The organism is Actinoplanes sp. CA-051413, assembly GCF_050955795.1.
In the GTDB taxonomy this organism is placed as follows: domain Bacteria; phylum Actinomycetota; class Actinomycetes; order Mycobacteriales; family Micromonosporaceae; genus Actinoplanes.
Genome location: NZ_CP192100.1, coordinates 4,483,846 through 4,508,438, shown reverse-complemented (window position 1 = coordinate 4,508,438; position 24,593 = coordinate 4,483,846). Strand labels below are relative to the sequence as shown.

Sequence of the window (24,593 nt, the reverse complement as noted above, 5' to 3'; positions counted from 1 at the left end):
TGACCTGAGGTTGCTCAACCTGAGGGACGGATGAGGTCGAACCTCTCGCGCAGGCGTTCGGGCAGTTCCCCGATCAGTTCGTGGCCCGGTCGGCCTGGCCCGGGCAGCCCCAGCAGGAAGTCCGTCACCAGCACCTCGTCGATCCTCCGGTCGCCGCGGCCGAAGTGGGCGTCGAGGAACTCCAGCACGCCGCGCCAGTCCAGCGCGGCGTCCTCGCCGCGCCGGTAGGCGTCCACGATCTGATCGGTGAGCCCCTCACCGATGCCGAAGACCACGTGCGGCAGCAGCTCACCGAGATCCCGCAGGTGCTCCTCGTACCACGGGCGGAACGCCGGAAATCGCGTCACCAAGGCCTCGATGAACTCCTCGACCGCTATCACAGCCGCCATCCCCCCGTTTCGGCGCCGGCGTAATGGCCGCAGATCCGCCGGTGCCGGTCAGCAGTGCGGAGACCAGCCGCCGGCGCCGGCGTGATCGTCGCAGGTTCGCCGGTGCCGGTCAGCAGTTCGGGGACCAGCCGTCGGTGCCGGCGAGGAACGCCGCGATGGTCAGGCCGGCCGCCTCGGCGCGGGTCAGCTGCGGGCGGTCCGGCGTGACCAGCGCGCCCGGCCCGCGGTTGTGGTACTCGGCGAAGCGGGCGTCGCGCCACGGCCAGGTGCCGAAGTCGCTCCACGGGGTCGCGCCGATGTGCGCGCCCAGCCAGGAGTCGCGGATGACGGTCTGGCCGATGGCGTTCGGGTCCTGGCTCGGGTGCCACGGCCGGCCCAGGTAGACGCTGGCCGGCGGGGCGTCGGAGGTGAACGCGCAGCCCGCGAAGAGCAGGCCGTACGGGTTGGTCACGCTCGTGCTGGGCGCGGTCACGTAGCCGTTGTTGGTGGCCGAGCCGCGGTCCAGCGAGTGGATCCGGCACCGGTCGAAGGCGGCCGTCCCGCGGCCGAAGATGAAGTCCACATCGCCCTCGACGTAGCAGCTCCGCAGGTAGATCCGGGCGGGCACGTCGGCGGCCGGGCTGTTCAGGTAGAGCGTGTCCTGGTTGCCGAGGAAGCGGACGTTGTCGAACTCGAGGCGGTCGGCCCGGGTCAGAACGGCCACCGCCTGGCGTCCGGTGATCTCCGGGTGGGCGGCCTCGTCGAAGGAGTTCGAGAAGGTCAGGTTGCGGGCGGCGAAACCGGCTCCGTCCACCGTGACGGAGGCGCTGCCCGAGGTGCCCCAGGTGCCGCCCTCGGGGCGCGGCGTGCCGTTGGCCCGGTCGTCGGTGATCACCACCTGCTCCGGGCGCCGGCCGCGGCCGCGCAGCAGGATGTTGGGCCGGTCGGCGGGGATGATCACCTGGCCGTGGTAGGTGCCCGGGGCGACGTCGATGGTGAAGCGGGTGGCGTTGCCCGCCGGCACGGCATCCACGGCCGCCTGGATCGTGGTGAAGTCACCGCTGCCATCCGCGGCCACTGTGCTCCGCAGGCCCGGGCGGGCCTGGGCGGGCCGGGCCTGCGCGGGCCCAACCTGCGCGAGCCGGGCCTGCGCGGGGTGCCCGCCGGCGACGGAACCGGCGGCGATCGCCGCGCCGGAGGTGGCGGCGAGCCTGATCAGGGTGCGGCGATCCATACGGACTCCTGCGGCAGGAGCGCTCCAGGTAAGCGCTTTCCCGCCGACCGTAGAAGCCGCAGCCACGTCCGTCAATGCCTGGACGGGCGAGAGCCGGACCAGGAGACACCTGGCCCGGCTCCACCCGCTACTGGGCGAGACGGTTCACCACAGGATGCCCGGCTGCGGGATCTCGGCACCGACGGCGAAGAAGTCGTGCCACTTCACGCCCGTACCGGTGAAGGTGCGGCCGGTGGACCGGGCGACATAGACGTCGGCCGCCGGGCCGCGGGTGAAGGTCACGATGTCGTCGCGGCCGTCGCCGGTGAAGTCGCCCGTGCCGGGGATCTCGGTGCCGACGGCGAAGAAGTTGTGCCAGCGCACACCGGTGCCGACGAACGACGAGCCGCGGGAGAGCGCGACGTAGACGTCGGCCGCCGCACCTCGGGTGAAGGTCACGATGTCGTCCTTGCCGTCGCGGTTGAAGTCGCCGACCGAGGGCAGCTCCGAGCCCACGGCGAAGAAGTCGTGCCACTTCCAGCCCGTACCGGAGAACGACGAGCCCGTCGACAAGGCCACGTACACGTCGGCCGCCGCGCCCCGGGTGAACGTGACGATGTCGTCCTTGCCGTCACCGTTGAAGTCGCCGACCGCCGGCGTCTCCGAACCCACCGCGAAAAAGTCATGCCATTTCACGCCCGTACCCGTGAACGACGAGCCCGTCGACAATGCGACATACACATCCGCCGCCGCACCCCGGGTGAACGTCGCGATGTCGTCCTTGCCGTCGCCATTGAAGTCGCCGACCGCCGGCGTCTCCGAACCCACCGCGAAAAAGTCATGCCATTTCACGCCCGTACCCGTGAACGACGAGCCCGTCGACAATGCGACATACACATCCGCCGCCGCACCCCGGGTGAACGTCGCGATGTCGTCCTTGCCGTCGCCGTTGAAATCGCCGACCAATGGCGTCTCGGTGCCCACCGCGAAAAAGTCATGCCATTTCACGCCCGTGCCGGAGAAGGACGACCCCGTCGACAACGCCACGTAGACGTCGGCGGCCGGGCCGCGGGTGAAGGTGACGATGTCGTCCCGGCCGTCGCCGTTGAAATCGCCGGCCACGCCGCTGAAGCCGCCGCCGGCGGGCGGTGCCGCGGCCGCCGGAAAGGCCGGGATCTGCGCGGTCATCGTGACGGCGGTGACCGCTGCGAGTGCCAATAGACGCCGGTTGATGTGCATGGTTCTCCCCGTTCTGACGGAACTGCTGGATGGGTAGTGCTGCCGCAGAAAAAACTAGCTTCAAAAGCGGCCCATGCCGCCATTCAGTCCGCTTCCCGTCCAGCTCGGGCAAAGGCCACGAACTGCCGGGCCGAGGTGTACGCTTTCCGCCTTCCTGGTCTCGCGGCCCGGCCGGATCGGGCCTAGGCTCTCGTTCGCCCGGCTCATACGTTTCGATCGCGATCCGATCGCCACGCCCCGCCGAGCACGTCGGACGAGAGGCACGACATGAGAAGACTTCTGACGGCCGCTGTCGTCATCGGCCTGGCGGCCGGTGGCGCGGTGGCGTCGGCGCCCGCGCAGGCGACGCCCGCGCGCGGCGAATCCGGTTACACACCCGCGCCGATCGCGTGGGGCACGTGCGAAAGTCCCGGGCTGCAGCGCCGCGGCGCGCAGTGCGGCATGCTCACGGTGCCGCTGGACTACCGGCGCCCGCGCGGCACCAAGATCAAACTGGCCGTCTCCCGCATCCTGCACAAGTCACCGGCGGCGGACTACCAGGGCATCATGCTGACCAACCCGGGCGGCCCCGGCGGATCCGGGCTGACCCTGTCGGTGCTCGGCGAGTACGTGCCGGACAACGTGGGCAGTGAGTACGACTGGATCGGTTTCGACCCGCGCGGCGTCGGCTCCAGCGAGCCGTCCCTGTCCTGCGACGGCAACCTGACCACCCAGTACAACCGGCCGTACTACGTGCCGGTCACGCGTTCGCTGGAGAAGCAGTGGCTGGCCCGCTCGAAGCAGTACGCGCAGGCCTGCGCCAAGGCCGGCGGCGAGTTGCTCGACCACGTCAAGACCACGGACACGATCGCCGACATGGAGAGCATCCGTAAGGCGCTGGGCGCGAAGCAGCTCAACTTCTACGGCTTCTCGTACGGCACGTACCTCGGCCAGGTGTACAGCACGCTGCACCCGGAGCGGGTCCGCCGGATGGTCCTCGACGGCAACGTCGACCCCCGCGACGTCTGGTACAAGGCGAACCTGGCGCAGGACGTGGCGTTCGACAAGAACATCAACACGTACTTCGCCTGGGTCGCCAAGTACGACTCGGTCTACCACCTGGGCACGACCGGCAGCGCGGTGAGGAAGAAGTACTACGCGACGCTGCAGCAGCTGCGCAAGGCACCGGCCGGCGGGGTCATCGGCCCGGACGAGTGGACCGACATCTTCACCTCGGCGGCGTACTACATCTTCGACTGGACGACCATCGCCGAGGCGTTCGCGGCGTACGTCAACGACGGCGACTACGCCCCGGTCAAGGCGCTGTACGACGGTGGCTACCCGCAGGGGCCGGGCACCGACAACGGCTACGCCATGTACCTGGCCACCCAGTGCACCGACGTGCAGTGGCCGAAGAACTGGAGCAAGTGGCAGCGCGACAACTGGCGGACCTACTCCCAGCACCCGTTCCTGACGTGGAGCAACGCCTGGTTCAACGCGCCCTGCGTGTTCTGGAAGGGCGACGTCGGCACGCCGGTGAACGTCAACGGCAAGAAGGCGCCGCCGATCCTGCTGATCAACGAGACGTACGACGCGGCGACGCCGTACGCGGGCAGCCTCGAGGTCCGCAAGCGCTTCCCGAGGTCGGTACTGATCGAGGGCGTCGGGGGCACCACGCACTCCGGCTCGCTCAACGGCATCGCCTGCACCGACAACGCGATCGCGGCGTACCTGTCCGACGGCACGCTGCCGGCCCGGGTGCGCGGCAACCGTTCCGACAAGCAGTGTGACCCGCTGCCGCAGCCGGACCCGACGGCCGCGGCGGCCAAGAGCGCGTCCGCTTCCGGCGGCGGCTCCAACCGCGTGCTGCCTGACCTCAGCGTCCTGCGCTGACGAAGGCTGACGAAGGGCTGACGAGGGGGCGCGGGCCGGTGTGGCCCGCGCCCCCTTCTCATGCCCGCTCCGTGCTGCCCAGCAGGCGCGCGTCCCAGCGCCGGGAGCGGGCGGGGCCACAGGTCGACAGCACCGCGGCGGCGTTCTCGGCCCGGCCGCCGCCGGCGACGGTCAGGCACCGAGCGCTGATGGCGCTGCGGATGTAGAAGCCTTTCCCCTTCGCGTCCCACAGGCGCCAGCTGCGGGCCAGGTCGTCGTCGCACCGGTGCTGCACCGCGCGTCCGTCGCCGCCGGCGGCACTCAAGCACCGGCCACTGCGGACGTTCTGCACCTGGAACAGGCCGGTCAGCGACACGAGCCGCATCCGCCACAGGTGCGCGCTCTCCTCGCGGCAGGCGCTCTGCACGACGGCGTCGTTCGCGGCGGGCGCGAGGCACTTCCCGCTGTGCACGTTGAACAGCTGGAAGCCGGTGAGGAACGGGATCGCGGGTGCCGCCTGGGCCGGGCTCGCCGGCAACAGCGCCGCGGCCGCCATGGTCGCGGCAGTCAGCGTCGCGGCGGCCAGCGCCCGGGAACCGGCGGAGAAAATACGGCGGCGAACAGACATGACGCACCTTTCACATAAGACTTCACCATTCATTCCACAGCCGACAAGAAGGTATCCGGAGCATCCGTTCCGATCGGGGATATCCGCCCGAATCGCCCATCGCGTCGCGGCGGCCCACCACCGTCGCGCATTCGTCAGGCTGGCTTCAGCGGCGCCGCGACCATTCCGGCCCGCCGGCCGGCGGGCCGCGCTGACTCCGGCCGTGACGCATCGTCAAGCATCGAAGTCTCTGAGAGCCGGCCCGGCGCCGGCCGGCGACTCGCGCCAGGTCCGCAGCGCCCACCACAGGCCCACGGTCGCCAGCACGGTCAGCCCCTCCCCTGGCTCGCCCGGCACCAGCGGCACCCCGGTGAGCTCGTGCAGCCGGCGCAGCCGGTACCGGACCGTGTTCGGGTGCACGTGCAACGCCGCGGCCGTGTGGTCCAGCCGCTGACCGTGGTCCAGATAGGCCATCGCGGTCGACACCAGCTCGCGGTGGAAGTCGTCCCCGGCCCGCAGTTCGCCCAGCACGGCCGAGGTGACCAGGCCGGCGAGCACCGGCTGGGCGCTCAGGGCGAGATCGCCGGCGTGCTCGACGAGCAGATGCGGGCCGGGCCGCCCGGAGCGGGCGGCGATCGGCAGGGCGGCCAGGCAGAGGTCGAACACCGCGCGGATGCCCGGCAACGGCCACGCGGGAGCCGCGACCATCAGCACGCCCGGATCGAGGAGGTCCTCCGCCGGCATCCGCGGCGTGAGCACGGCGAGCCGGCCCCGCACCGTACCGGCGACGCCCCCGCCCGCCGCCAGCCGGCGGCCCACCGCCCGCAGCCGGCCCGGATCGGTCACCTCGCCGACCAGGCAGTGGTAGCGGCCGTCGGTGCGCAGCCCGGCCCGGAGCAGCTCGGCCGGTGACGGCGCCGGCTCGTCGCCCAGCAGCAGCGCGCGCAGGACCCGGTCGCCGGCCTCCACCCTGGTGCTGGCCAGCGCCTGCTCCGCGGCCCGGTGACCGGCGATCACGTGCCGTTCCATGATCCCGAGGTAGCGGTCCAGCTCGAGCAGGACCTCGAGCAGGACCCCGTCGGGGATGGCGGCGTCGCGGGCCCGCTGCACGGCGATCTCCAGGGCCCGGTTGCGTCCCGCCTGCACGGCGCAGAGCAGGCCACCGATCGAGATGCCCTGCGCCGCCCGGTCGGCACCGAGCCGGGCCGCCTCGGCGAAGTCACTCGCGCTGGGATCGCCGGCCCGCTCGAAGGACGCCAGCCCGGCGGAGAACAGCAGGGCGACGTGCCGGCGCGTCTCGGTCGCCGGCAACCGCGCGACTTCCGGCGCCTCCGCCCGCGCCGCCCGGACCAGGTCGTCCACGATGTCCTCGTCGGCGGCCATGGCCCACAGCACCTTGACGAACACGTCGCCACGCGCTGTCGGTGCCATGGCTGCTCCCGGGCGGTTGTGGCTGCCGTACAACGACGGGTCCGGACGTTGGTCCCCGGCACCTATCGACGGGCGGCGATCCGCTGTTTCCTGTTCGTTACCGCAAAGTAACATCACTCCCCGCGTCCAGGAGAGTCCCGTGGCCCGAAAAATGTTCGCGTTAACCGCCCTAGCCGCCACCCTGCTCGCCACCGCACCGCTGCCCGCCGCCGCCGCACCGCCCGCTGGTCTGCAGGAGGTGATGTTCGTCGGCAACAACTGGGCCGGCACGGTCGACGTCATCCGCCCCGGCGGCGGCTACACCAAGCTCGGCGGGCTCAGTGTGATCCCCGATCTGGACGTCCGGCTCTGGGACATCTACCTCAACCCGATCAAGCTGGCCTACTTCCTCGGCATCCGCTCCGGTCCCGGCGAGGGTCACGACCAGCTCGTCGACGACATGTACACCACCCCGGACGGCACCGCGCTGGTCGCCTCCCGGCCCAGCCTGGCCGACGTGATCTCGATCGACCTGCGCACCGGGCTGCCGAAGTGGCGGTTCCCGGTCTCCGGCTTCCGCGCCGACCACATGGCCGTCTCGCCGGACGGCACCCAGGTCGCGGTCTCGGCGTCCACCTCGAACACGGTGCACGTGCTGGACATCAACACCGGCCGCCAGCTGGGCTCGTTCGCCACCGGCGACAAGCCGCACGAGAACGTCTACACCGACGGCGGCCGCTACCTGTGGAACATGTCCATCGGCGAGGTCAACACCGACCTCGACGACCCCGGCTGGGACTGGACCAAGGGCAACCGGCGGATCACGGTCGTGGACACCACGACCTTCCGGACGGTACGCACGATCGACATGCGCGCCCGGCTGGACGCCTTCGGCCGCAAGGACCTGTCCAACGCGATCCGGCCCGCCGTGTTCAGCCCGGACGGCACGAAGCTGTACTTCCAGGTGTCGTACTTCAACGGGCTCGTCGAGTACGACGTCGCCACCGACAAGGTGACCCGGGTGAAGACGCTGCCGAAGAACCCGGCCACCAGCGACGACCGCACCACCTTCGTCAACGACTCCCGGCACCACGGCCTGGCCATGAGCCCGGACGGCAGCAAGCTCTGCGTCGCCGGGACCATGGACGACTACGTGACCGTCGTCGACCGCGGCTCGCTGCAGGAGGCGACCCTGGTCCCGGCGAGCAAGCCGTACTGGGCCACGGTCAGCGGTGACGGCCGGGACTGCGTGATCTCGGAGTCCGGCGCGGACCAGGTCTCGGCGATCAGCTTCGCCACCGGAAAGCGGGTGGCCACGGTGGCCGTCGGCGACCATCCGCAGCGGGTCCGGATCGGCCACGTGGTCACCGGCTGGACCAGCCCCGTGGTGCGCTGACCGGTGCGCCTGCTGCTGAGCTGTCTCGTCGCCGCCGCCGCGGTCGTCGTCCCGGCCGGGCCCGCCCTCGCGGACCCGGCTGCCGCCGGCACCGTCGACGTGCTCACCTACAACATCGCCGGGCTGCCGGAGGGCCTGTCCAGCGCCCCGGCACCCCGGGGGCCGAGCACGACGGCGATCGGGCAACGGCTCTCCGGGTACGGCATCGTCAACATCCAGGAGGACTTCAACTACCACGCGGCCCTGTACGCGGCGGACAGCCACCCGTACCGGACGGCGACCAGTGGCGGGGCGGGCATCGGCAGCGGGCTGAACACGCTGTCGGCGTACCCGTACGACGACGCCGAACGGGGGCGCTGGACCTCCTGCCAGCTCGACTCCGGTGACTGCCTGACGCCGAAGGGCTTCACGTTCCTGCGGACCCGGCCGGCGGACGGCGTTTTCGTCGACGTCTACAACCTGCACACCAACGCGGGTACGAGCGCGGGCGACCAGCAGTCCCGGGCGGCCAACCTGAGCCAGCTCACCGCGTTCATCGGCACCCACTCCGCGGGCAACGCGGTGGTGGTCATGGGCGACACCAACACCCGCTGGACCCGGGCGGCGGACACAATCCGGACGTTCGTCGCGGCCAACGGGCTGACCGACGCCTGGGTGCAGCTCGTCCGCGGCGGTGACGCCCCGGCGGCCGGCAGCCCGGCGCTGGTCTGCGACGAGGCCGTGGTGAGCGACGCGTGCGAGGTGGTGGACAAGGTGCTCTACCGGAGCAGCCGGTCCGTCACGCTGCGGGCGACCGCCTACCACAACGAGAGCGCCGCCTTCCGTACCGCCGACGGGATCCGGCTGTCCGACCACGATCCCGTCTCGGTGCGGCTGGCCTGGACGGCGAACCCGGACTATCAGCTGGGCGACCAGTTCGGCGGCCCGCACGGCGACCACTTCACCGATGTGCCGGCCGTGGCGCCGGACGCCCACGTCACCGCGATCGGGCTGCGCGCCGGCAACCGCCTCGATCAGCTCAGCCTGACCCTGGCCGACGGCACGACGCTGCGGCACGGCGGCACGGGTGGCACCGCGCGGGCGCTGACCCTGGCCGCCGGCGAGTACGTGGCCTCGGCGACCGTGTGCCGGGGCGTGCGCGACGGCCGTACCCGGATCTTCTCGGCCAGCTTGACCACCAACCTCGGCGCGACCGTCAGCGGCGGCACGACCACCGCGGACTGTGTGACCTGGACCGCGCCCGCGGGCCGGCAGCTGACCGGCTTCCACGGGCGGGCCGGGGCGGAGGTCGACAAGCTGGGACCGGTCTTCACGAGACGCTGAGGGCACCCGCCGGCTCGGGCGCGACGGTGATCTCGCCGAGTTGCCGGCGGACCACGTCGGCGTCGGGGTGCCCGAGCTCGCCGAGGATCACCGCCGCCCGGCGCCAGGCCGCGCAGCCGTCCTGAACCGCTCCGGTCTCCAGCAGGACGGCGCCGATCCGGCGCAGGGTGTCGGCCTCCTGGTAACGGTCGCCGCAGGACCGGAACGCCGCCACCGCGTGCCGGAAATAGGTCAGCGCGTCACCGTGATCGGCTCGCACGTGGTACGCCATCCCGAGGGTGTCCCAGGTGAGCGCCCGGCCGAAGCTGTTGCCGAGCTGCTCGTGGATGGCCAGCGCCTGCCGGCAGTTCTCGATCGCCGCCTCCGGACGGCCGAGATGGGCGTGGTGCCAGCCGATGGCGTTGAGGACGGTGGCCTGCCCGACGAGGTGGTGCCCGTCCCGGAACAATGTCAGGGCGTGCTCGTCGTGCACGAGAGCGTCCGCGTGCCTGTCCTGCCGGCCCAGCATCCTGGCCGTCGTGCGGTGCGCCGCCGCCAGGCCGATCGGATCGCCGGCCGCGTGGAACAGCTCGCGGGCGGTGGCCAGCTCCGCGGCCGCCCGGTCGTAGGCGCTGAGCCAGATGTGCGCCATGGCCAGCCCGCGGCGCGCGTCCGCCTCGGCGCCCAGGTCACCCAGCCGGACCGCCGCGAGGACCGCCGCCTGCTGGAGCGCCGCCCGGTCGTGCCACCGGCCGCGCCGCTCCAGATAGGTGGTCATACCCCAGACCAGCGCCAGGACCTGCGGATCGGCCCCGCACTCGGCCGCCTGCGCGACGCAGGACAGCAGCACCTGGTGCTCGTGCTCGAACCAGACCACCGCGTCGAGCTGGTCGGTCACCACCGGGACCGGCCCGGCGACCGTGCTTCCGACGTGGCCCGGCTGGTCGCGGGTCGGGTCGAGCGCCCGGTCCGCGGCCAGGGCGGTGCGGGCGTAGTAGTCGAGCATCCGGTCGCGGACCGGCGCCGGATCGCCGCCGGCCTCCACGGCGTACAGACGGACCAGGTCGTGCATGCGGTACCGGCCCGGCTGGTGCTCCTGCACCAGGTGCCCGTCGATCAGCTCCCGCAGCGACGGCATGAGCTCCGCGCGGGTCAGCCCGATCAGGCTCCGCACGGCGGCCAGCGCGATGTCCGGGCCCGGGGCGGCGCCGAGCCGGCCGAACAACTCGGCCGCCTCCGGCCGGACCGCCGCGACCGAGGCGGCGAGCACGGCCCGCAGGTTGCCCCGCAGATCGCCGGTGTCGAGCCCGTCCAGCCGGGCCGACGACTCCCGCAGGTCGTCGGCCAGCGCGGCCAGCGGCAGCTCGGGGGCGAGCGCCGCCCGGCCCGCGACGATCCCGAGCGCCAGCGGCAGGCCGGCGCAGTGGCGGATAAGCTCCGCGGCCGCGCCGGGCTCCCCGGCAAGCCGGGCAGCGCCGAGATGGCCGGCGAGGACCTGCGCCGACTCGGCGTCGTCGATCACCCCCAGCGGTACGGGACGAGCACTGTGCCCCGCCACCAGGTCGGCGAGCCCGGTGCGGCCGGTGATCAGGGTCGCGCAGCTCGCCGCGCCGGGCAGTAACGGCTCGACCTGTGCCGACGTACGGGCGTTGTCCAGCACCAGCAGGATCCGGCGCCCGGCCACCAGGCTGCGGTAGAGGGCGACCTGGCTGTCCGGGTCAGGGGGCACGGCTGCCGCGGTCACGCCCAGCCCGTACAGCAGGCCCCGTACCGCGGCCTCGGAGGTCAGCGGGTCCCGGCCGGGATCGAACCCGCGCAGGTTCACATAGAGCTGGCCGTCCGGGAAGCGATGGGCGTTGTCGTGGGCCCAGCGCAGCGCGAGCCACGTCTTGCCCACGCCGCCCGGTCCGTGGATCACCGCCACGCGGCCCGCCCGGCCGGTCTCCCCGGGCAGCAGCACGGTGTCCAGACGCGACAGCATGGCGGAACGACCGGTGAAGGCGGCGGGCAGCGACGGCAGCTGCTGGGGCGTCGATCGTTGCCGGATCACGCCGGCCCGGGGCGCCCCCAGCGACGTGTCGGTGCGCAGGATCCGCCCGTGCAGCCGCTGCAGTGACGGGCCCGGGTCGATGCCGAGCTCGTCGGCGAGCTGGCGGCGTACCCGCTCGTAGTGGGCCAGGGCGTCGGCCCGCCGGTCGCTGCGGTACAGGGCCAGGATGAGCTGGCCGGCCAGCCGCTCGTCGAACGGGTCGGCCGCCGCCTGCGCGCTGAGCGGGGCGAGCAGCTCCGTGTGCCCGCCACCGGCCAGCAGCAGGTCGATGTGGTCCCGCTCGGCGGCCTGCCGTTCCCGGGCCAGCTCCGCGCGCACCTGCGCCGCCCAGGGCGTGTCGAGCGGGCCGAGCGGCTGACCGCGCCACAACCGCAGCGCCGCGGCGTACGCGTCCTGGGCCGTCGCCTCCGCACCGCAGCGGGCCGTCGCGACAAGATGCCGGAACCGGTGCACGTCGACCGACAGCGGATCGACCGCGAGCAGGTAGCCCGCCGCCTGCCGGATGATCATCGCGTCCCAGGGCTCGAGGGCCTGCCGGAGCTTGCACAGGTAGGCCCGGGTGGTGTCCCTGGCCCGGCGGGGCGGGTCGGCTCCCCACACCCGCTCGATCAGGCTGTCGGCCGGGACGCACCGGCCGGCCTCGACGGCGAGCGCGGCCAGCACATACCTTTGCTTGGTGTGGCCGATGTCGACCGGCCGGCCACCGACGGACACGTCGATCTCGCCGAGCAACCGGAATTCCGCTGGCACTGTGATCGGCTCCTCCTCCGTCTCGCTCAGTCTCCGCCGTCCGCGGCGTGACCGCTGTCGCCCAACGGACCTGCGGTTCAACGGAAATCCAACAGTCGCCCAACGGACCCGGCCCACCTTGGGAGCGAGGGCAGGCAGCAGGTGCCGGCCCCCACCCACCAGGAGGACCCATGAAGGGCAACGCGGGAAACAGCACCGCCGCGAGCACGGCATCCACCCTGACCAGCACGGCGGGGCGATACCGGCTGCAGCTGACCTCGCTGACCTGCAAGCGCAAGCAGGACACCACCGGACGGGACGAGCCGCAGCTGTTCGTCAACGGCGTCTCCATCTACGGCCCCGGTGACATCGGCAAGGGCGAGACCGTGGACCTGCGCCCGCGCTCCACGGTCTTCACCTCGGTCGCCCACATCGCCCTGGTGGAGGTGGACGCCGGCTCGGACGACCAGCTCGGCGTGGTCACCGCCATCGGTGGCCAGGCCGGCCACGGCCCGCAGCGCGGCGAGTTCCACCTGCCGAACGCCGACTACGAGATCTCGTTCCAGGTCGTCAAGGCCTGACCGGCACCTCGTTCGGCCCCGGTGCGCGGCGTCCCCATCAGGGCGTCGCGCACCGGCGGGCTCAGCCGGCGACCTCGGCCACCACCGCCACCATCTCGTCGAGGTGGTCCGCGGTCGTCAGATGCCCGGCGCCGGGGAACACCCGCACGTCGAGGCCCATCGTGCGGCGCACTGCCGGGACCAGCCGGCGGGGCGGCAGGAACCGGTCATGGGCGCCCACCGAGACGACACACGGCTGCTCGGCGCGCCGGGCCAGCAGCTCGGCGGCCAGCGGGGCGGGCGCCAGCGTCGTCCGGCACGACGAGGCCATGAGCGCCATCCACTCCACCTCGGTCGCGGGCGGCTCCGCACCGGGAGCGACGAACAACCGCAGCATGCCGCGGGTGTGCGCGACGGTAGGGCTCAGCAGCCAGACGGTGGAGGCCAGCGCCAGCCGTGGGTCCACCGAGAGCCGGATGAAGCCGGCGGGTGAGATCAGCGCCCGCGCGGCGATCCGGGCGGAGCCGGCGGCCAGGGCCACGGCGGCGCCCAGCGAGTTGCCCACCACCACGACGTCCTCGGCGTCCATGGCGGCCAGCACCTCGTCCATCGCCCGGCCGTACCAGGCCGGCCCGGCCCGGCGCGGCCGACGCGGATCGCTGAGCCCGGGCTGGCCCGGCAGGTCCACCACCGTGGTCGCCCAGCGCCCGGACAGTGCCCGCAGCCACGGCAGCGCCACCGCGGCGTTGAAGCCGGTCCCGGGCACCAGCACGACCCGCGTGGTTCCGGTGCCGGCCGAGGTGAGCGCAACCTCGCCGGCGCTGGTGTCCACGGTCGTGGTGCTGAGCGGGAAGCCGGCCCCCGCCAGCGCCTGGGTACACCACTGCCGGACCGCCTCCTGACCACGAGGGTTCTTGTAGACGGTCGGCATCGCGACAGTGTGTCCGACGGCCGGTGGCGCGTCCAGCAACGGTCATTCCCGCTGGTCGGCGAGGCGGCGGCGCTGGTAGCCGAAGAAGGCGACCGCCGCCAGCCAGATGCCGGCCAGCGGCAGCAGGCCCAGCCAGCCCTGGGTGAGCAGCAGCATCCGGACCCGGCCCTTGGCCCACTGCATCCCCTGGGTCCGGCAGCCGTCGGTGCTGGCGCTGAGCACGTCACACTGCGGCTCGGCCTGACCGGTCGAGACCGTCCGCAGGCCCGCGTCCCGGGCGTCGGCCGTCGCCTTCGTGATCGGGCCCCGCGCAGGCAGGGTCGACAGATCGGGCAGCCAGGTCTGGAAGGTGCGCAGCATCGCCGCGTGGCCGCGCTCGTTCGGGTGCAGGCTGCTGTGCGAGAAGTTCTTGGGGTGGAAGCGCTGCTCCGCGACCCCGCCGACGGACCGGACGCCGATGAAGTTGAGGCCGGGGCGGCCCTCGTTCCGCTCGTCGCACAGCTGCAAGTTGGCGACCCGCAGCGAGGACTCCATCGCCGCCAGGTAGTGGAAGCCGAACTCCGCGGACGTCTCGGCGACCACCCGGTTGAGGCCGCCGGTCACGAACTCGTGCAGGAAGCGGCGTTCGCGGGGCGCCAGCGACAGGTCGTCACAGCGGCCGGTGAGGTCGATCGGGTCCGGGTAGCCGATGGTGACCACCGGGGTGTCCGGGAAGACCTTGTCGAGCTGCTGGTAGGTGTCGCGCAGGTTCTGGCGTACCTGCTCGAGCGCGCCCGTCCAGAGCTTGCCCTGGCTGCTGCAGGTGCCGGGGGCCAGGCACATCAGCCCGATCGTGGAGAAGCCCGCGTCGTTGCCGCCGACCCCGGCGACCACCATCGCCGGGGTGAACCCGTCGCCGTAGTCGTGCAGGTAGGCGTCGAGCTGGGTGCGCTCCTCACCGGCCTGCGGCTCGGGCGGCGGCACGCCGGGCCGGGTCGGCGGGGCCACCGCGGATTCGACGTTCCAGGTGCGCGCGCCGGAGCAGGCGAGGAACTCGACCTGGTCGAACGGGCGCTGCTGGCCCGCCATGGCGGCCCAGGCGGTGGGCGAGCGGCGGCACTGGTTGCCGCCGCCGACGTCCGTGCCCTGGTAGTACGTGGACGCGCCCTCACCGGACATGTAGGAGTCGCCGAACGCGACCAGCAGGGACCGGGCGGTGCGGTCCGGCACCAGGTCGAGCGGTACGTCGGCGGGCAGCGGCGTGACACCCAGCAGTGCGATCACGCTCATCACGAACGCGATGTCGGCCTGCGTGCTGGACACCACCGCGATCACCAGCAGCGCCAGCACGATGACGGCACCGAGCAGCCACGGCGAACGGGTCAGCGCGTAGAGCAGGACGGTCGAGAGCACGAACAGCGCCGCACCGGCGAGCCCGAGCCACAGGCGCAGCGGCCGCGGTCCGGACAGGCCGCACATCCAGCGGATGACGACCTCGGAGAGCAGGGCCACGCCGAGCGGCAGCAGCACCAGCAGGGCCGCGCCGAGCAGGACGTACTCCAGGATCACGGCGGCCGTGCCGGAGCCGCGGCCGAGCAGCACGATGCCCAGCAGGGCGCACCCGGCCCCGGCGGTGGTCAGGGTGAGCGCGAGGTTGCGCCGGATCCGGTCGGAGCGCAGTCCCTGCCGCAGCCAGGTAATGGCCGAGCCGGCCACGAAGTACGCCAGCAGGACCCCGGCGAGGGCGGCACCGGCGCGCGGGCGGAACTCGTACGAGGCGACCAGCGCGACCGCCACCACCAGCAGGACCGCCCCGGCGCGCCGGGAGATCAGCCACTGCCGGTCGTCGAGGCTGTCCATGTACTGGCCGCGGACCCAGAGCGTCGCCGCGATCACGAACAGCGTGAACCACACCTGGATGGTCAGCGACGACGCCCCCGACCGCGCGAAGAACAACAGCAGGATCAAGGCGACGGCGAACACACAGGTACGCCGTACCGCCGCATAGTCGATTCCCGTCATGCCAAGCAGAGGCGCGAGGGCGTCCCGGAGATACCGGTACGCGCAGTCCGCCCAGATGGCCCGTTCGGCCGCCACCGGTTCCGGAACTCCGGCGAGTTGTCCGGATGCCGACGGGATTGCGGCCTCACCACCGAGAGCGCTCTCTTGACAGTTGGGCCCGTCTATCGCTTGCTGTGATCAGCTTCATTGCGACCCTGTTACGAAAGGACCTTTCCGCATGACGACACGCCCCACCGGCGGTGGCCGTCTCATCGGGCGCCGGCACCTCGCCGGGGCCCTGGCCCTCGTTCTCGCCGTCACGGCGACCGGCACGCTGACCGGTTCGGCCGCCTCGGCCGCACCGGCCCGGCCGGGCAACTCCGCGCCGAATCTGGGGACCAACGTCACCGTTTTCGACCCGGCGACGCCGGTCGAGCAGATCCAGGCCACGCTGGACGCCACCTACGCCCAGCAGGTCGACAACGAGATGGGCACCCAGCGGTACGCCTTCCTCTTCAAGCCCGGCACGTACGGCACGGCGGACAAGCCGCTGCAGATCAAGGTCGGCTACTACACCGAGATCTCCGGCCTGGGCGCGTCCCCGGCCGACGTGGTGATCAACGGCAAGGTGGAGGTGTACAACCGCTGCCTCGAGGGCGGCGGCACCAGCAACTGCCTGGCGCTGGTCAACTTCTGGCGGACGCTGTCCAACCTGTCCATCAACGTCAACGGCAAGGGCCAGGACGGTTGCCGCGCGACGGCGAACTTCTGGGCCGTGTCGCAGGCGGTGTCGCTGCGGCGGCTCAACGTCAGCGGCGGCACGTTCTCGCTGATGGACTACTGCACCGCCGGCCCGCAGTACGCCAGTGGTGGCTTCATCGCCGACTCGAACTTCCCCGACGTGGTGAACGGCTCGCAGCAGCAGTGGCTCACCCGGAACAGCAAGGTGACGAGCTGGTCCAACGGCGTCTGGAACCAGGTCTTCTCCGGCGTGCAGGGTGCGCCGGCGGAGACGGCGTTCCCGAACCCGCCGTACACGACGCTGGAGAAGACCCCGCTGAGCCGGGAGAAGCCGTACCTGTTCACCGACGCGGACGGCCGCTACAGCGTCCGGGTGCCCGCCGCCCAGCGCAACACCAGTGGCACGTCGTGGTCGGCCGGTCTCACCCCCGGCCGGACCATCGCGCTGCGTGACTTCTTCGTGGCCAAGCCCTCCGACCCGGTCTGGCTGATCAACGCCAACCTGGCCCTGGGCAAGAACCTGCTGCTCACCCCGGGCGTCTACAACGTCGCGCAGAGCATCAAGGTGTGGCGTCCCAACCAGGTGGTGCTCGGCATCGGCCACGCCACCCTGACCGCGGTCAACGGCGCGACCCCGCTGACGGTCGCGGACGTACCCGGTGTGGTGGTCGCGGGTGTGACCATCGACGCCGGCACCAAGGAGTCGAAGAACCTGCTCAAGGTCGGCAACAAGAACGGCATCGGCCTCAGCTCGGCGAGCAACCCGACCACGCTGTCCGACGTGTACTTCCGCGTCGGCGGCCCGCACATCGGCAAGGTCGACGTGGCGCTCGAGGTCAACAGCGACAACGTGCTCATCGACCACACCTGGGTGTGGCGCGGTGACCACGGCGTCGAGGGCTTCACCGAGGGCGTCAACGGTGACACCCAGCGCTGGCGTACCAACATCGGCCGCAACGGTGCCGTCATCAACGGCGACAACGTGACGGCCACCGGTCTGTTCGTCGAGCACTTCCAGCAGTACAACACCATCTGGAACGGCGAGAACGGCACGACCGTGCTCTACCAGAACGAGCTGCCGTACGACCCGCCGACGCAGGCGGACTGGACGCAGCGGGACGGCACGCTGGGCTACGCCGGCTACAAGGTCGGTGCCAAGGTCCGCAACCACAAGCTGTACGGGGCCGGCGTGTACGTCTTCAACCAGAACAACCCGGCGATCCACACCGAGAACGGCTTCGAGGTGCCCAAGCGCCCGGGTGTCAAGCTGCACCACATCATGACGGTCAACCTCAGCGCCGGCATCATCGACCACGTGGTCAACGGCGAGGGCGCTGCGGCGGACACCACCAAGATCGGCGTGCCGGTCTACGTGACGGACTACCCCGCGTCATAGCAATTCCGCACCACCCTCAGGGCCGGATCCGCACCACGGGTCCGGCCCTGTCTATATCCAGCGGTGGAGGCGGGAATCCGGCTGCGGCCAGATCCGCCGGACCCCCTGGTTTCGCGAGACTTCTTCCCATGTCGACCATCGCGCCGCTGAGCCCGTACCACCGTCTCGGACGGACCACCGCCCACCGCTGGTGGCGTCCCGTCGCCGGCACCGCCCTCGTGCTCGCCGGCACTGTCCTGCTGATCATGCTGGGCCTCGGGCTGACCTCGGTGGCCGCGGCGCTCGCCGGCCGGCCGGAGAACGCCGACGGTCTGCCGTCGTTCGGCCCGCTGGCCGACCTGGCCTTGGAGTTCCTGCTGATCGCCGCGCTGCTGCCGCCGATCTTCGCGGCCGCCCGGTGGGTGCAGCGGCGCCCGGCCGGCACGCTCTCGTCGGTGACCGGGCGGCTGCGGCTGCGCTGGCTGCTGACCTGCCTGCCGGTCGCTGCCGTCGCCGTCGCGGTGCTGCTCGGCGGGGGCATCGCGCTGGCCGCGGCGACCGGCGAGGACGTCGGGCTCGGCGACGGCCTGGCCGGCTGGGGGCCGTTCATCGCGGGCAGCCTGGTGCTGGTGGCGGTGGTACCGCTGCAGGCGGCCGCCGAGGAGTACCTGACCCGGGGCTGGCTGCTGCAGGCGCTCGGCTCGATCTGCCGTGGGCCGTGGGTGCCGATCGCGGTGCAGGCGGTGGTGTTCGCGGCGCTGCACGGCTGGGGCACCCCGTGGGGGTTCGCCGACCTGATCCTGTTCAGCGTGGTCACCGGGTGGCTGACCGTCCGCACCGGCGGGCTGGAGGCCGCGATCGCCCTGCACGTGATGAACAACCTGATCGCCGGCATGCTGAGCGCGGCGTCCGGCACGCTCTACGCCGACGAGACCGCGGCGGACATGCCGTGGCAGCTCGCGGTGATCGACGTGCCGGTGCTTTTCGCGTACGCCGCAGTGATCGTGCTGCTGGCCCGCCGCCGGCGCCTCGCCACCCTTTCGGCCGGCCCGGTCGCGGCCCCGGTGCCGGTCCTGGAGCGCCCGCTCGTCAGCCTCGGTCGTGAGTCATGAGCGAGCAGCCGGGCAGCCGCCGATGGATCGGCGCCGCGCTGGTGCCGTTCCCCCTGCTCGTGGTGCTGCGGGGAGTGCGCGGGACCGACCTGATCGCGGGCACCCCGCTGGCGCACTGGTACGGCCAGCTCGCAGTCGTCGCGCTGGGACTGGGCTGCTACGCCGCGGTGGACCTGCTGCTGCGCCGGGCGTACCGCCGCCGGTCGTGAACGGGGAAGCGCGCCCGGCCGCCCGGGCGCGCGCCGCCGCGTCAGATGGTGTCGTCGCCGAGCTTGCCGCGCAGCTTGGCCAGTGCCCGGGTGATCAGGCGGGAGACGTGCATCTGCGAGATGCCGACCTGCTCGGCGATCTCGGTCTGGGTGAGGTTGCCGTAGAAGCGCAGCGTCAGGATCCGGCGCTCCCGCTCGTCGAGCGACGCCAGGGCCGGGCCGAGCGCGAGCCGGGCCTCGGTCAGCGCGTACTCGTTGTCCTCGCCGCCGAGGGTCTCCCCCAGCTCGGTCGTCCCGTCGGTGCCCACCGGGGTCGACAGCGACGTGGCGTTGTACGCCCGCGCGCCCTCGAGGCCCTCCAGCACCTCCTCCTCGGTGATCTCCAGGTGCTCGGCGATGTCGGCCACCGTCGGCGACCGGCCCAGCGTGTGGGTGAGGCTGTTGTTGGCGGCCGTGATGGCCAGGCGCAGCTCCTGCAGGCGCCGGGGCACCCGGATCGCCCAGGTGCGGTCCCGGAAGTGCCGCTTGATCTCCCCGATGACGGTGGGGATCGCGTACCCGGCGAAGTCGGTGCCGAGGCCGGGATCGAACTTGTCGACGGCCTTGATCAGCCCGACCGTGGCGGTCTGCAGCAGATCGTCCGCGGGCTCACCGCGGCCGGCGTAACGGTTGGCCAGGTGGCGGGCCAGCGGCAGCCAGGCCTCGATGGCCCGCTCACGCAGCGCCGGCCGGGACGGGTGGGCCGCCGGCATCGCCGCCATCGCGCGCAGCAAATCGTCGGCGTTCCCCGCGGTCCGCGTACTGGTCAGCGGGTTGTCCTCAGTCGCACGCCGAGCGGTCTTCGTGATCACGAGATCTCCCTGCAATAGTTGCCGTACCGCAAGCGACATTACCGGTGACGAAGCGTCCCAAACCGGGTCAGCGGCGGAAATACCCGATGGTGGCGCTCAGCCTTCGATGCCGGTGTCGGTGTGCGCCGCGCCCACCGGCTTGGACTGCGGGGAGCCGCGCTGGCGCAGATAGATGGCCAGGATCGCAATCGACGCTACGGCCAGCAGCTCGGACTGCCAGTTCTGCAGCGTGCGGTTCCAGAAGTCAGGCTCCCGCACATACTGCCCCCACGAGACCGGATCCTGCAGATCGCCGAGCTGCTCCTCGTTGTAGGCGGCCACCCCGGCGACCGACTGGGCCAGCCAGGAACCGAGGAAGATCAGACCCATCACCAGGCCGAGCGAGTTCGAGAGCAGCGTGCGACGCCAGCCCGCGGCCCGAGCCCACTTCGGCGAGGCGTCGGTGGCGTACTGGCCCACCTTCTGGTCGCGGTCGGACTCCAGGCCGGCCTCGTCCAGGGACTTGGACTCGGGTGAGCCCTTCTGCAGCAACCAGACGGTCAGGAAGGTGTAGAGGAAGAACTGCAGATACTCCGACTGCCAGTTCTCCGCCACGTCGGTGGCGAAGCTCGCCGAGGTCAGGTACCGCCCCAGCGACACCTCCGGCAGTCCCTCGCTGAGCTGCATCTGATTGAAGTCGGCGTGCCCGGCGAAGGCCTGCCCGACCAGCACCACGAGGAACAACAGCCCGAAGACCAGACCGAGGGAGTTCTCCCGGACGAAACGCTTCACCGGTGCAGCACCCCCAGCGTGATGAAGTACGCCAGCCCGATGCCGACCACGACGAGCAGCAGCACGAACAAGAATCGCATCGCTCAGCTCCCCTTCAGCGCACAGTCATAGGGGCGCTCGGGCCGCGGCGTGCAGCCGGCCGCGACGACCCGCCAGCCACCGGGGAACACCGCCAGGAAGACCGTGTCGCCGGTGAACCGGACCTGGGCCCACTGGCCGTACACGTCGGTGCCGGTGACCGCGCCCGGCTCGGACAGCTCCTCGTCAAGGACGGCCTCGGCGCACGGCTTCTCCGCGTCGGCGGCCAGCTCAGCGGCGGTGTCCGGCGCGAGCAGCGCGCACGCGGTCGTGCCGTCGCGGTCGGCAACCGCGGTCAGCAGCCGCACGGCCACATCATCGGCGGCGCGGCCGCGGTCATCGACCGCACCGCAACCGCTCAGGACCAGCCCGGCCAGCCCCAGCAGAGCGGGCCACAGCACGGTCGACGAAGATCGTCTACGGAGCACAGGCGCACGTATGCCCCACTCCGCGGAGTTTCAACCCTGCGACCTTGGAAAGCCGCCCACGTGAGCACTAACGTCGGTACCGGATGCTCAGCTCCGACCATGACGATCGATGCGACCTGGACGCGGCCGCGACGGCCTACGCCGAGGACCGGACCCGGTCCGGCCCGGCGGGGCGCCGAGCGCTGCGCGACGACCTGATCCGGCGCGGCCTGCCGCTGGCCGACCGGCTGGCCCGCGGCCACCAGGACCGCCCCGAGCCGCTGGACGACCTCGAGCAGGTCGCCCGGCTGGGTCTGATCAAGGCCGTCGACCAGTACGACCCGGCGCACGGCTCGTTCACGGCCTTCGCCGTGATCACCGTCTGCGCCGAGCTCAAACGGCACTTCCCCGATCGCACCCGCGTCCCGGCCACGGCAGCGGTCGCCGTACTTCCGGGCACCAGGGTGCCCATGCTCGCCGGCGAGACGATGGACGGGCTCCCGGACCGGCTCGCAGTCACCGAGCTGGTCCGCATGCTGCCGCACCGCATCCAGCGAATCATCGCGTGGCACTTCTACGGCAACCAGAGCCAGGCCCGGATCGCCGAACAGCTGGGCATCTCCCAGATGCAGGTCTCCCGGCTCATGCAGCAGGCGCTGACCTGGCTGCGGACGGCCATGCTCAGCGACGCCCCACCGCCCTGGACGGGCCAGGACGACACCCACGGCCCGGACAGCCTGCGGATCGACATCCGGCAGGGCGACACGGCGCTGATCGCCCGGGTACGCGGTGAGCTCGACCGGGACACCGCCGACCGGCTGCGGCACCGCCTGCACGCCGCCGTCTCACTGGCCGCGCCCGGCCCACTGGTCGTCGACCTGACCGGAGTCCCGCTGGTGGACGCGGCCGGAGCGGCGGTGCTGCGCGACGCGTTCATGGCCGGCTCCCTGTCCGGCGTGGAGGTGACCTTCACCGGTCTGCAACCGCACGTGACCATGGTGCTGACGGTCCTGGGCCTGACCACCCGTACGGGAAATGCAGGTGCGAGCCACGACCGGCGGTGACTACGTTGACGGGATGTCCGTCGAAGCCGCCCGCGCCGCCGAGGTCCTCGCCCAGCTGTCCGTGCCGATCCGGCTGCTCGCCCTGGCCGAGCTCGCCCGCCGCGGCAAGGAAGGCGCCTCCCTCGGGGAGCTGTCCTACGCCCTCGACCGGCCGCTGCCGGAGGTCGGGGACGCCTGCGCGCGGCTGGTCGGCCTGGGGGTGGCGATCGGTTCCGGCAACGGCTTCTACCGCGCGAAGCTGGAGGGGCTGCGCGACGCGGCCGACGCCGTGGACCGGCTGCAGCCGATCACGGCGCTGCTGCGGGACTATCCGCAGCTGCGCGCGAACTTCTCGCACGGCCGGATGACCGGCCTGCCGCCGACCCTCAGCGACCGGTACGCGCTGATGGGCGAACTGCTGGCCCGGCACCTGGCGCTGGACGGCCTGTACGCCGAGGACGAGATCAACAAGCGGCTGGCCGAGGTCACCGACGAGGTGGCCGGGACGCGCCGGATGCTGGTCGACACGGGCTGGCTGGAACGGGACCGGGCCGGCACCACGTACGGGCCGGGGCGGCCGCTGCCCGAGCCGGCCCGCTCCGCTCCCTAGTGGACATCCCACTCCAGCACGCCCTGCTTGGTGACCTTGGGCCGGTAACTGCCGCCGAACGCACGTCCGGTCTCCAGCGAATCGGCTGTCTTCTCCAGTAGTTCGGTGACCGAGGCGGGCCACTCCTCGAAAGAGACTCCGTCCTCGTTGTAGAACTCACCAACCCGGCTGTGACTGCCGGGGCGCTGGTCCACGAAGAGGTTGCCGCCGTCACCGGAGGACGCGAACGGCACGAAAGCCTTGTCCCACCAGGTGCTGTCCTGCTGACCGAAGACCTCGACCACCACACCGCAGAGCGTCAGCCACTCGGCGGGAATGTCGCTGACGGCCATCGGACCGTAGAAGAACGGCAGGGTGAAAGCGGTCCCCCGGTTGTGGCTCACGCCGTCGTGCCGTCTCAGCGAGGCGACCAGATCGGCCGGAAAAGCGACAGACATGCGGCGCTGCGCGGCGTCGATCCGCTTGGCGTCGGCGGGCGGCTGCAGGGAACGGCGGGTGGCCGGGGCGTGGGCGGCGAGCCAGATCTCGATGCGCTTCCAGGCGGCGTTGACGCGCTTGGTGGTGGCCCGGTTCGGCGTGGTCGGGGTTACGCGGCCCTGGTTCTGCGGGCAGACGTCACTGACCGGTCTCGGTCTCGGTCTTGGTCTTGGCCTCTCAGGCTCTTTGGTGCGCGGCGCCGGTTCGATGGTCACCTGCTCCAGGGTGGCCACGGTGCGCGCGGTCGGCTGGCAGAAGGCCAGGCCGCAGACGACGAGCGACATGGAGACGAAGACGCCGGCGAGGAGGAGGACGACTCGTTTGCCGCTGGCGGTGGCTGGGGGTGGGAGGGGTTGGGGTGGCGGGGGTGGGGTTTCGGCTTTCGGGCGGCCGGCTGAGGCGTGGAGCAGGGGGTGGAGCCATTGCTTGGCGGCGGTGGGGAAATCGTCGGTGTGGTCGGTTAAATCGGCGGGGATTCGGCCGGCCGGCCTGACCGGCATGCCGGCCTCGTGATCCGGTACGGGCGGAGGGTCGGCGGGGGCGCTCGCTGAATCGGATTCTTCATCCTGCGGTGCGGCCGCGGGCTGCTCGGCGTCGCTGTCCGGCTCAGTCCGACCATTCTGTCCCGCCGCCTCGGCTTGCGCGGCGTCATCACGCTGCGCGTTGACGGCCGTCTCCGCGCGATCGCCCACCACGGGATCGCGGCCTGGTCCGGCGGCGTCGGCGGCCGCCGTGTCTGTTCGGTTCGGGTCGGAGAGTGGGTCGTCGACCGTGATGACTGCGGCGGTGAGGCCGTGGCCGGCCACCGCGCCGAGGGCGAGTGTTGTGTGGTTTGCCGCGTCCGGTCCTGTTCCGGTGATCACCACGACCGGGGCGGACACAGCCACGGCGAGGTCCATCAGCGTCCAGCCGGCTCGCCCGGTCGGCACGAGCAGGCCCGGCACGCCCACCACCAGGACCAGTCCGTGGGTGCGGGCCAGCGTGCGTACCAGGGCGACAGCCTCGTCCACGCTCAGCGGGTCGGCCGCACCGTCGCCGGCTTGCAGGAAGGTGGCGAGCTCGCCGAGCAGCAGCTGCCCGGGTGGGGACTCGGCCCCGAAGACCAGCGCAGCGACGCGAACCGTCGACGCCGCGGCCAGGGCAGCCGCGGCCGGTTGCCAGTCGACGGACGCCGAGGTGGTGGCGAGGACCCAGGGGCCACCGTCCGGCCACGGCACGGGCAAGGTCGACTCCGGGGTTCGCGGGATGCGGGACGCCGACATGGTAGCGACGGACGGTGACAT

At 71.9% G+C, this 24,593-nt stretch carries 21 protein-coding genes; 9 read left to right on the top strand and 12 right to left on the bottom strand.

The window, feature by feature from the left end:
• Positions 1-14 precede the first annotated feature (14 nt).
• From ACQP2Y_RS20820 to ACQP2Y_RS20810, 3 genes are all read right to left on the bottom strand, one after another.
• Positions 15-347, bottom strand: coding sequence for a DUF7674 family protein (locus tag ACQP2Y_RS20820; RefSeq protein WP_433730710.1), 333 nt, complete (start codon positions 345-347; stop codon positions 15-17).
• Positions 348-498: 151 nt separating this feature from the next.
• Entirely contained in the window at positions 499-1,602 is a 1,104-nt protein-coding gene (locus ACQP2Y_RS20815; RefSeq protein WP_433730708.1) for a pectinesterase family protein, read from the bottom strand.
• A 144-nt stretch (positions 1,603-1,746) separates the two neighbouring features.
• Entirely contained in the window at positions 1,747-2,820 is a 1,074-nt protein-coding gene (locus ACQP2Y_RS20810; RefSeq protein ID WP_433730706.1) for an FG-GAP repeat domain-containing protein, read from the bottom strand.
• A gap of 267 nt (positions 2,821-3,087) precedes the next feature.
• On the opposite strand from ACQP2Y_RS20810, the gene ACQP2Y_RS20805 reads away from it, so the two are divergent.
• Complete coding sequence (locus ACQP2Y_RS20805; RefSeq protein ID WP_433730704.1) at positions 3,088-4,692, top strand: alpha/beta hydrolase; 1,605 nt, start codon at positions 3,088-3,090, stop codon at positions 4,690-4,692.
• 58 nt (positions 4,693-4,750) lie between these two features.
• Here the strand turns inward: ACQP2Y_RS20805 and ACQP2Y_RS20800 are convergent, their stop codons facing one another.
• Positions 4,751-5,299 (bottom strand): RICIN domain-containing protein, encoded by a 549-nt coding sequence (locus ACQP2Y_RS20800; protein ID WP_433730702.1) that lies wholly within the window; start codon positions 5,297-5,299, stop codon positions 4,751-4,753.
• Between the two features lie 213 nt (positions 5,300-5,512).
• Entirely contained in the window at positions 5,513-6,709 is a 1,197-nt protein-coding gene (locus tag ACQP2Y_RS20795) for a PucR family transcriptional regulator (protein WP_433730700.1), read from the bottom strand.
• Positions 6,710-6,860: 151 nt separating this feature from the next.
• Between ACQP2Y_RS20795 and ACQP2Y_RS20790 the strand changes: the two genes are divergently transcribed.
• Positions 6,861-8,084, top strand: a complete 1,224-nt coding sequence (locus tag ACQP2Y_RS20790; RefSeq protein WP_433732011.1) for a YncE family protein — start codon at positions 6,861-6,863, stop codon at positions 8,082-8,084.
• 3 nt (positions 8,085-8,087) lie between these two features.
• A complete protein-coding gene (locus ACQP2Y_RS20785) occupies positions 8,088-9,407 on the top strand; it encodes a jacalin-like lectin (RefSeq protein ID WP_433730698.1) in 1,320 nt (439 codons plus the stop codon).
• Here the strand turns inward: ACQP2Y_RS20785 and ACQP2Y_RS20780 are convergent.
• Positions 9,394-12,186, bottom strand: a complete 2,793-nt coding sequence (locus tag ACQP2Y_RS20780) for an AfsR/SARP family transcriptional regulator (protein ID WP_433730696.1) — start codon at positions 12,184-12,186, stop codon at positions 9,394-9,396. The two genes, ACQP2Y_RS20785 and ACQP2Y_RS20780, sit on opposite strands and share 14 nt — an antisense overlap.
• Positions 12,187-12,356: 170 nt before the next feature.
• Here ACQP2Y_RS20780 and ACQP2Y_RS20775 point away from each other — a divergent pair, with 170 nt between their 5' ends.
• Positions 12,357-12,746: a hypothetical protein gene (locus ACQP2Y_RS20775; protein WP_433730694.1), complete on the top strand. Its 390-nt coding sequence runs from the start codon at positions 12,357-12,359 to the stop codon at positions 12,744-12,746.
• Between the two features lie 61 nt (positions 12,747-12,807).
• On the opposite strand, the gene ACQP2Y_RS20770 is transcribed toward ACQP2Y_RS20775, so the two are convergent.
• Positions 12,808-13,656, bottom strand: a complete 849-nt coding sequence (locus tag ACQP2Y_RS20770) for an alpha/beta fold hydrolase (RefSeq protein ID WP_433730692.1) — start codon at positions 13,654-13,656, stop codon at positions 12,808-12,810.
• Between the two features lie 42 nt (positions 13,657-13,698).
• Positions 13,699-15,657 carry an SGNH/GDSL hydrolase family protein gene (locus tag ACQP2Y_RS20765; RefSeq protein ID WP_433730690.1) on the bottom strand — a complete coding sequence of 653 codons (1,959 nt, stop codon included), beginning with the start codon at positions 15,655-15,657 and terminating at the stop codon, positions 13,699-13,701.
• Between the two features lie 217 nt (positions 15,658-15,874).
• Between ACQP2Y_RS20765 and ACQP2Y_RS20760 the strand changes: the two genes are divergently transcribed.
• From ACQP2Y_RS20760 to ACQP2Y_RS20750, 3 genes are all read left to right on the top strand, one after another.
• On the top strand, positions 15,875-17,773 hold the full coding sequence (locus ACQP2Y_RS20760) for an adenylyl cyclase (protein WP_433730688.1): 1,899 nt from the start codon (positions 15,875-15,877) through the stop codon (positions 17,771-17,773).
• A gap of 128 nt (positions 17,774-17,901) precedes the next feature.
• Complete coding sequence (locus ACQP2Y_RS20755) at positions 17,902-18,864, top strand: lysostaphin resistance A-like protein (RefSeq protein WP_433730686.1); 963 nt, start codon at positions 17,902-17,904, stop codon at positions 18,862-18,864.
• Entirely contained in the window at positions 18,861-19,073 is a 213-nt protein-coding gene (locus ACQP2Y_RS20750) for a hypothetical protein (protein ID WP_433730684.1), read from the top strand. Before ACQP2Y_RS20755 ends, ACQP2Y_RS20750 begins: the two co-directional genes overlap by 4 nt.
• Before the next feature lie 41 nt (positions 19,074-19,114).
• Here the strand turns inward: ACQP2Y_RS20750 and ACQP2Y_RS20745 are convergent, their stop codons facing one another.
• The 3 genes from ACQP2Y_RS20745 to ACQP2Y_RS20735 form a co-directional block, all read right to left on the bottom strand.
• Positions 19,115-19,834, bottom strand: a complete 720-nt coding sequence (locus ACQP2Y_RS20745) for a SigB/SigF/SigG family RNA polymerase sigma factor (protein ID WP_360823991.1) — start codon at positions 19,832-19,834, stop codon at positions 19,115-19,117.
• A gap of 186 nt (positions 19,835-20,020) precedes the next feature.
• Positions 20,021-20,695, bottom strand: a complete 675-nt coding sequence (locus ACQP2Y_RS20740) for a DUF6766 family protein (protein WP_433730682.1) — start codon at positions 20,693-20,695, stop codon at positions 20,021-20,023.
• 83 nt (positions 20,696-20,778) lie between these two features.
• On the bottom strand, positions 20,779-21,174 hold the full coding sequence (locus tag ACQP2Y_RS20735; protein WP_433730681.1) for a hypothetical protein: 396 nt from the start codon (positions 21,172-21,174) through the stop codon (positions 20,779-20,781).
• Between the two features lie 110 nt (positions 21,175-21,284).
• Here ACQP2Y_RS20735 and ACQP2Y_RS20730 point away from each other — a divergent pair, with 110 nt between their 5' ends.
• Together ACQP2Y_RS20730 and ACQP2Y_RS20725 are read left to right on the top strand one after the other, a co-directional pair.
• Positions 21,285-22,244, top strand: a complete 960-nt coding sequence (locus ACQP2Y_RS20730; protein ID WP_433730679.1) for a sigma-70 family RNA polymerase sigma factor — start codon at positions 21,285-21,287, stop codon at positions 22,242-22,244.
• 13 nt (positions 22,245-22,257) lie between these two features.
• Positions 22,258-22,833: a DUF2087 domain-containing protein gene (locus tag ACQP2Y_RS20725; RefSeq protein ID WP_433730677.1), complete on the top strand. Its 576-nt coding sequence runs from the start codon at positions 22,258-22,260 to the stop codon at positions 22,831-22,833.
• Here the strand turns inward: ACQP2Y_RS20725 and ACQP2Y_RS20720 are convergent.
• Positions 22,830-24,527 carry an SMI1/KNR4 family protein gene (locus ACQP2Y_RS20720; protein WP_433732009.1) on the bottom strand — a complete coding sequence of 566 codons (1,698 nt, stop codon included), beginning with the start codon at positions 24,525-24,527 and terminating at the stop codon, positions 22,830-22,832. The genes ACQP2Y_RS20725 and ACQP2Y_RS20720 overlap by 4 nt on opposite strands.
• Between the last annotated feature and the right edge of the window lie 66 nt (positions 24,528-24,593).